General features: G+C 71.1%; 6 protein-coding genes. 5 read left to right on the top strand and 1 reads right to left on the bottom strand.

The features are described 5' to 3' along the window. The coding region (locus JF597_RS00885) for a hypothetical protein (protein WP_293986758.1) at window positions 1–186 on the bottom strand (186 nt) is incomplete at its 3' end. A gap of 164 nt (window positions 187–350) precedes the next feature. On the opposite strand from JF597_RS00885, the gene mtrA reads away from it, so the two are divergent. From mtrA to raiA, 5 genes are all read left to right on the top strand, one after another. Beyond that, window positions 351–1,040 (top strand): two-component system response regulator MtrA, encoded by a 690-nt coding sequence (gene mtrA / locus JF597_RS00880; protein ID WP_015659998.1) that lies wholly within the window; start codon window positions 351–353, stop codon window positions 1,038–1,040. 1 nt (window position 1,041) lies between these two features. Beyond that, window positions 1,042–3,084, top strand: a complete 2,043-nt coding sequence (gene mtrB, locus JF597_RS00875) for an MtrAB system histidine kinase MtrB (protein ID WP_293986737.1) — start codon at window positions 1,042–1,044, stop codon at window positions 3,082–3,084. After that, window positions 3,074–4,906 carry an LpqB family beta-propeller domain-containing protein gene (locus JF597_RS00870; protein ID WP_293986734.1) on the top strand — a complete coding sequence of 611 codons (1,833 nt, stop codon included), beginning with the start codon at window positions 3,074–3,076 and terminating at the stop codon, window positions 4,904–4,906. Before mtrB ends, JF597_RS00870 begins: the two co-directional genes overlap by 11 nt. Before the next feature lie 229 nt (window positions 4,907–5,135). Next, a complete protein-coding gene (locus JF597_RS00865; RefSeq protein WP_293986732.1) occupies window positions 5,136–6,032 on the top strand; it encodes a ComF family protein in 897 nt (298 codons plus the stop codon). A 282-nt stretch (window positions 6,033–6,314) separates the two neighbouring features. Then, the coding region (raiA, locus tag JF597_RS00860) for a ribosome-associated translation inhibitor RaiA (RefSeq protein WP_293986730.1) at window positions 6,315–6,815 on the top strand (501 nt) is incomplete at its 3' end.

Genomic DNA, 6,815 nt, shown 5'->3' with positions numbered 1-6,815 from the left:
GACGGCCGCCATGGCCGCCGAAGGGTCAGGGTAAGTTCCCGCGGGTGAGTGGATGATCTGGTCGATGGCTGTGAGGTCGGCTACGAGGCGTCGGTAGTCTTGCCGCAGGGACACACCGCCCCAGATGACGGCCGCCAAGGGCAGAAGACCGCCGCAGATGGTCATCAGGGTCAAGGTCGGTTTCATGTCCAGGCCCGGCTCCTCTGCTCGATGACGTGGTTGGCGATGCTGACATCCACCACTGACATCAACGTCGGCGGACGGGGGCAGACAGTGACCGCTCAGTACGACTAAGGTCACTGGCCGGTGACCCTGGTCACCTGCGGAACCTTCACTGTTATGAGAATGGGATGATGTCGTTTATGAAGGGACGAGTCCTTGTCGTCGACGACGACACCGCACTGGCCGAGATGCTCGGCATCGTGCTGCGTGGTGAAGGTTTTGAGCCGTCTTTTGTAGCCGACGGCGACAAGGCGCTGGCCGCTTTCCGTGAGACCAAGCCCGACCTGGTGCTTCTGGACCTGATGCTGCCCGGTCGGGACGGTATCGAGGTGTGCCGTCTGATCAGGGCGGAGTCCGGGGTGCCGATCGTGATGCTCACGGCGAAGAGCGACACCGTCGACGTGGTCGTGGGCCTGGAGTCGGGTGCGGACGACTACATCGTGAAGCCGTTCAAGCCGAAGGAGCTGGTCGCCCGGATCCGGGCCCGGCTGCGGAGGTCGGAGGAGCCGGCGCCGGAGCAGCTCGCCATAGGTGACCTGGTCATCGACGTGGCCGGGCACTCGGTGAAGCGGGACGGGCAGTCGATCGCGCTGACCCCGCTGGAGTTCGACCTGCTGGTCGCGCTCGCCCGCAAGCCCTGGCAGGTGTTCACGCGTGAGGTGCTCCTGGAGCAGGTCTGGGGCTATCGGCACGCGGCGGACACCCGTCTCGTCAATGTTCACGTCCAGCGGCTGCGCTCCAAGGTCGAGAAGGACCCGGAGCGGCCGGAGATCGTGGTGACCGTCCGTGGTGTCGGATACAAGGCGGGACCGAGCTGACATGTCCGGGGACAGTGCCGCTTCGGCCCCCGGCCGGTCCGGGGACCGTCCGGAGCGGCCTGTCGGCGGGAAACGGTTCGGTTCGCGCTGGCGCCTGCTCTTCGAGGGCGGGCTGCTCCAGGGCGGGGTTCAGGGCAGTCCGGTGCTGCGCCTGTTCGTACGCTGGGTGCGGCGGCCGCTGCTGCCGGTCATGCGGCTGTGGCGGCGCAACATCCAGCTCAAGGTCGTCGTCACGACCCTGCTGATGTCGCTGGGCGTCGTCCTGCTGCTCGGCTTCGTCGTCATCGGGCAGGTCCGCAACGGTCTGCTGGACGCGAAGGTGAAGGCCTCGCAGAGCCAGGCCACCGGTGGTTTCGCGGTGGCCAAGCAGAAGGCCGACGAGGCCGCGACCGGTGCCGGTGACACCGCGGAGTCGGCGGACGGGCGCCAGTCGCCGAACGTCACCTCGTGGATGAGCGACCTCGTCGAGTCCCTCTCCAGCGGCGGCCAGGGCGCCTTCGACGTGGTCACCCTCCCCGCCGGCGACAACAACAGCGGCGGCGGGCGCACGCGGGCCTCCGGGCAGGTCGACCCGACGGCCAGCGTGCCCGACGACCTGCGCGCGCGGATCAACGGCAATACGACGGCCGCGCAGAGCTATACCCGGATCGTCTACACGGACGACAAGGAGTCGCAGCCCGCGCTGGTCATCGGCAAGCAGGTCAGCGACCCGAACAACGACCCCTACGAGCTGTACTACCTCTTCCCGCTCACCCAGGAGGAGAAGTCGCTCAGCCTGGTCAAGGGCACGCTGGCGACCGCCGGGCTGTTCGTCGTCGTCCTGCTCGGGGCCATCGCCTGGCTCGTCGTGCGGCAGGTCGTCACACCGGTGCGGATGGCGGCCGGGATCGCCGAGCGGCTGTCGGCGGGGCGGCTCCAGGAGCGGATGAAGGTCACCGGCGAGGACGACATCGCGCGGCTCGGCGAGGCCTTCAACAAGATGGCGCAGAACCTCCAGCTGAAGATCCAGCAGCTGGAGGACCTGTCGCGGATGCAGCGCCGGTTCGTTTCGGACGTCTCGCACGAGCTGCGGACGCCGTTGACGACCGTCCGGATGGCGGCCGACGTCATCCACGAGGCCCGCGAGGACTTCGACCCGGTGACCGCGCGGTCCGCGGAGCTTCTCGCCGACCAGCTGGACCGGTTCGAGTCGCTCCTCGCCGACCTGCTGGAGATCAGCCGCTTCGACGCGGGTGCGGCGGCGCTGGAGGCCGAGCCGATAGACCTCAGGGAGGTCGTACGGCGGGTGGTCAGCGGGGCCGCGCCGCTCGCGGAGCGCAAGGGCACGCACATACGCGTGTTCGGCGATCTGCAGCCCGTGGTGGCCGAGGCGGATGCCCGGCGGGTGGAGCGGGTGCTGCGCAACCTGGTCGTCAACGCCGTCGAGCACGGCGAGGGCAAGGACGTCGTCGTCAAACTGGCCTCGGCCGGCGGGGCGGTCGCGATCGCGGTGCGCGACTACGGTGTCGGGCTCAAGCCCGGCGAGGCGACCCGGGTCTTCAGCCGCTTCTGGCGGGCCGACCCGGCACGCGCGCGTACCACCGGCGGTACGGGCCTGGGGCTTTCGATCGCCCTGGAGGACGCGCGGCTGCATGGCGGCTGGCTGCAGGCGTGGGGGGAGCCGGGCGGCGGCTCGCAGTTCCGGCTGACGCTCCCCAGGACGGCGGACGAGCCGTTGCGTGGCTCGCCGATACCCCTGGAGCCCAAGGACTCCCGGCGCAACCGGGGGCTCGGCGAGGCCGGCCTGCCGAGCAGCGGCGAGGACAAGCGGGCCACGGTGCCGGTGCAGCCGGGCGGCGGCCAGGCGTCGTCGCTCGCGCCGATGACGCAGCGGACGGCCGCCGTGTCCCCCACCGCCGATCCGACCGCGCTGCCCGGCAACGGGGCGCGTGTGGTGCCCCGGCCGGCGCAGGGCGCCCGGCGCCAGGAGGGGACGCCCGAGACCGGCGAGGGCGACGGGGCGGACGAGTCGAACAAGCCAGGGGAGGCATTTCGTGGGCGCTGACCGCGAGGGGAGCGCCCGGTGCAGGCCGGCGCGCGCGGTGGCGTACGCCGCCTGCGGGGCCGTACTGCTGGCGGGCTGCGCCTCCATGCCCGACAGCGGCGACCTGCGGGACGTCGAGTCGACGCCGCGGCAGGACACGCAGGTGCGGGTCTTCGCCATGCCGCCGCAGCAGGACGCCTCGTCCACGGAGATCGTGCAGGGTTTCCTGGAGGCCCTGACCAGTGACGATCCGAACTACGACACGGCGCGCAAGTACCTGACCAAGGCTGCCGCCAAGACCTGGCAGCCCGAGTCGCAGGCCATGGTGCTGGCGAACGGGCCGAGTATCCAGACGGATCCGCGGCCGGCGGGCCGTGAGGGCGCGAGCAGCATCACCTACACACTGCAGGGCAGCCGGGTGGCCACCGTCGACGCGCAGCAGGCGTTCGCGCCGGCGGACGGGTCCTACCGCAGGACGGTGCATCTGACGAGGGACGCCAAGAGCGGGCAGTGGCGGATCGACTCGCTGCCGCAGGGAGTCGTGATGGGCAAGTCCGACTTCCAGCGCAACTACACGTCTGTCGACAAGTACTACTTCGCCTCGGACACGTCGGCCGGGGAGACCGGGCAGCCGGTGGCGGTCGCCGATCCCGTCTTCGTGCGCAGCCGGGTGGATCCGACGACGCAGCTGGTGCGTTCGCTGCTCAGCGGTCCCACCACCTGGCTCGGCCCGGTGGTCCGGTCGAGCTTCCCGACCGGTACGGCGCTGAAGAAGGGCGTGTCCGGGCTGGTACCGGACGACCAGAACCGGCTCACGGTGCCGCTGAACGTCAAGGCGTCCCGGATCGGCTCCGTCAAGTGCGGGGAGATGGCGACCCAGTTGCTGTTCACGCTGCGCAACCTGACGCCCACCGTCGACTCGGTCGCGCTGCAGTCCGTCAGCGGTGCCCGCATGTGCGACGTCAGCGAGGAGCAGGCCGAGGCGACCGCCTGGCGTGCCTCCACCAAGCGTCCCGACTACCTGTACTTCCTCGACGGCAAGCACCGGCTGGTGCGCATGGCGACCAGCGGCGCCGAGGCGGTCGCGGTACCGGGCCCGTTCGGCGCGGGTACCAAGCCGCTGCGGTCGGTGGCGGTCGCCCGCGACGAGCGGACCGCGGCCGGGGTCACCAGCGACGGCAAGTCCTTGTACGTCACCTCGCTCGCGTCGGACGGTTCGCTGGGCGATGCCGTGCTGACCAGTCACGGTGCGACCGAGGACGACCGCCTGACCGCGCCGAGCTGGGACGCCCGCGGTGACCTGTGGGTGGCCGACCGCGACCCCGCCAAGCCGCAGCTGTACATGCTGGCGCAGGGCGTGGGCCAGCCGCTGGCCGTGCAGATCCCCGAGCTGAACGGCCGGATCGAGGACGTGCGGGTCGCCGCGGACGGGGTGCGGATCGCGCTCGTCGTCGACAAGGACGGCAAGCAGTCGCTGCTCGTCGGGCGGATCGAGCGCACCAAGTCCGACGACCAGCAGGAGGTCTCGGTCCTCGAACTGCGCTCCGCGACCCCCGGATCCGAGGAGGTCACCGCGATGTCCTGGGCCGGGGACAGTCGGCTCGTGGTGGTCGGGCGGGAACAGGGCGGCGTGCAGCAGACGCGGTACGTCCAGGTCGACGGCTCCACACCGGACGGGCCGGCGCCCGCGGCGCTCACCGGCGTCCTCGCCATCGCCGCGTCCGAGGACGACCGGGTGCCGCTGGTGGCCAAATCACAGGACGACGGGATCGTCCGGCTCCCGTCCGGGGACCAGTGGCAGAAGGTGGTCAAGGACGGGTCGGCGCCGGTCTATCCGGGCTGAGGCCCGAGCCGTGTGTGAGCGGCCGTCCCGGTCCGGCGTCGAGCCGGCGGGGCGGCCGTTTTCGTCGGCTGCGGACGCGAGCTGTCGTGGGCCCCGGGCAACCGTCCCCGGTACGGCAACGCTCCTTCTCACCCGTGTGGGTGACGCGCTGTGCGTGGCGCAGGTAGTCGTCCACAGGCGGTAGTCCACAGGGGTGGCCGGTCGGGCCGCTCGTTGGCACAGTGGGCACATGCGGGGGTGGTGGCAGGACCTCACCGACCTGGTGCTACCGGCCGAGTGCGGAGGCTGTGGGACGCCTCGCACGGTGCTCTGCGACGAGTGCCGTGCGGCTCTGAGCGGGCCCGTACCGCGCCGGGTGCGACCGGTGCCGGAGCCGCCCGGGCTGCCGGCGGTGTACGCGGCGGCGCCGTACGCGGACGAGGTGCGGGCGGCTCTCCTCGCCCACAAGGAGCGCGGTGCGCTGACGCTCGCCGGGGCACTGGGCACGGCGCTGGCGGGAGCGGTGCGGGCCGGGCTTCGGGACGGCCGGACCGTGCGGATCGTCGCCTCGTATGGCGGTACGGCGGGTGGCGCCGGCGGGTCCGGGCCCGTGCTGATCCTCCCGGTGCCGTCCGCGCCGTGGGCCGTGCGGGCGCGGGGGCATGACCCGGTGCGGCGGATCGCTCTCGCGGCGGCCGCGGAACTGCGGCGAGCCGGGGTCTCGGCCCGGGTGGCCCCGGTGCTGCGGCAGCGGCGGGCCGTCGCCGACCAGTCGGGGCTCAACGCCCGGCAGCGGTTCGCGAACCTCGCGGGCGCGCTGGAGGTGACGGCCGGCGGTGCGCGGCTGCTGGCCGGGGGCCGGGTCGTCCTCGTCGACGACCTCGTCACGACGGGCGCCACCCTCGCGGAGGCGGCGCGTGCGGTACGGGAGGCTGCCGGGGCCGAAGGGGCAGGAGAGGCGACAAAGGCTGTGTATCGGCGCGCGGCTTGGGAAGGAAGGGAGGAACGGAAGGCCGAACCAGCGGAAGAGCGGGCGAAGTGGGCACGGAACGTACCGGGAATGGCCGAGGTGAACGGCCTCGCAGGGCCGATCCGTGCCGCTGTGGTCGCGGCCGCACCGGATTCTTTCGAAATGAACCGGAACTGACCGGGAACGAGCGTCGTTGCAGGTAGTGACGGGGTCAATTCGCCTGAATGGAGGTACGCATCAGTAGAGGGTGACGACATCCGTCCGGGCGAGATATGTTCGGTTGTGAGGGAGAAAGCCGCAGGCCATGTCTCCCCTATCCGAATGCCGTGCCGCGGGTTTTCCGCAATCATCGCGGTGCTGGGGTGCAGATCTTGCCCATGGGGGAGGAGGAGGTGAAGTCGCCGAGTCCGAGGCTCCGGGGTTCACCGGAGCTGGGTGCAAAAAGGGAGTTGCTCCGCAGTGCAGCGGAGTGATCCGGGAACGGAGTTCTGCGTGGACATCGTCGTCAAGGGCCGCAAGACCGAGGTGCCCGAGCGGTTCCGCAAGCACGTGGCCGAGAAGCTGAAGCTGGAGAAGATCCAGAAGCTCGACGGCAAGGTGATCAGCCTCGACGTCGAGGTGTCCAAGGAGCCCAACCCCCGACAGGCCGACCGTTGCGACCGAGTGGAGATCACGCTCCGCTCCCGCGGTCCGGTGATCCGGGCGGAGGCAGCGGCCAGTGACCCGTACGCGGCGCTCGACCTGGCGGCGGAGAAGCTGGACGCGCGGCTGCGCAAGCAGCACGACAAGCGGTTCTCGCGCCGCGGCGCACGGCGGATCTCGGCGGCCGAGGTCCCCGACCACGTCCCGGACGCGGCGACGCTCAACGGGAACGGCAGCCCCGTCCACCCCGAGGACGCGGACGGAGTGCCCACCAAGAAGATGGGATCCCTCGAGGTGCAGGGCGAAGGCCCCCTCGTC

The sequence above is a fragment of the Streptomyces sp. genome (assembly GCF_019510245.1).
In the GTDB taxonomy this organism is placed as follows: Bacteria; Actinomycetota; Actinomycetes; order Streptomycetales; family Streptomycetaceae; genus Streptomyces.
Note: the sequence above shows the minus strand (reverse complement) of the source record. Positions and strands in the feature narration are given on the sequence as shown.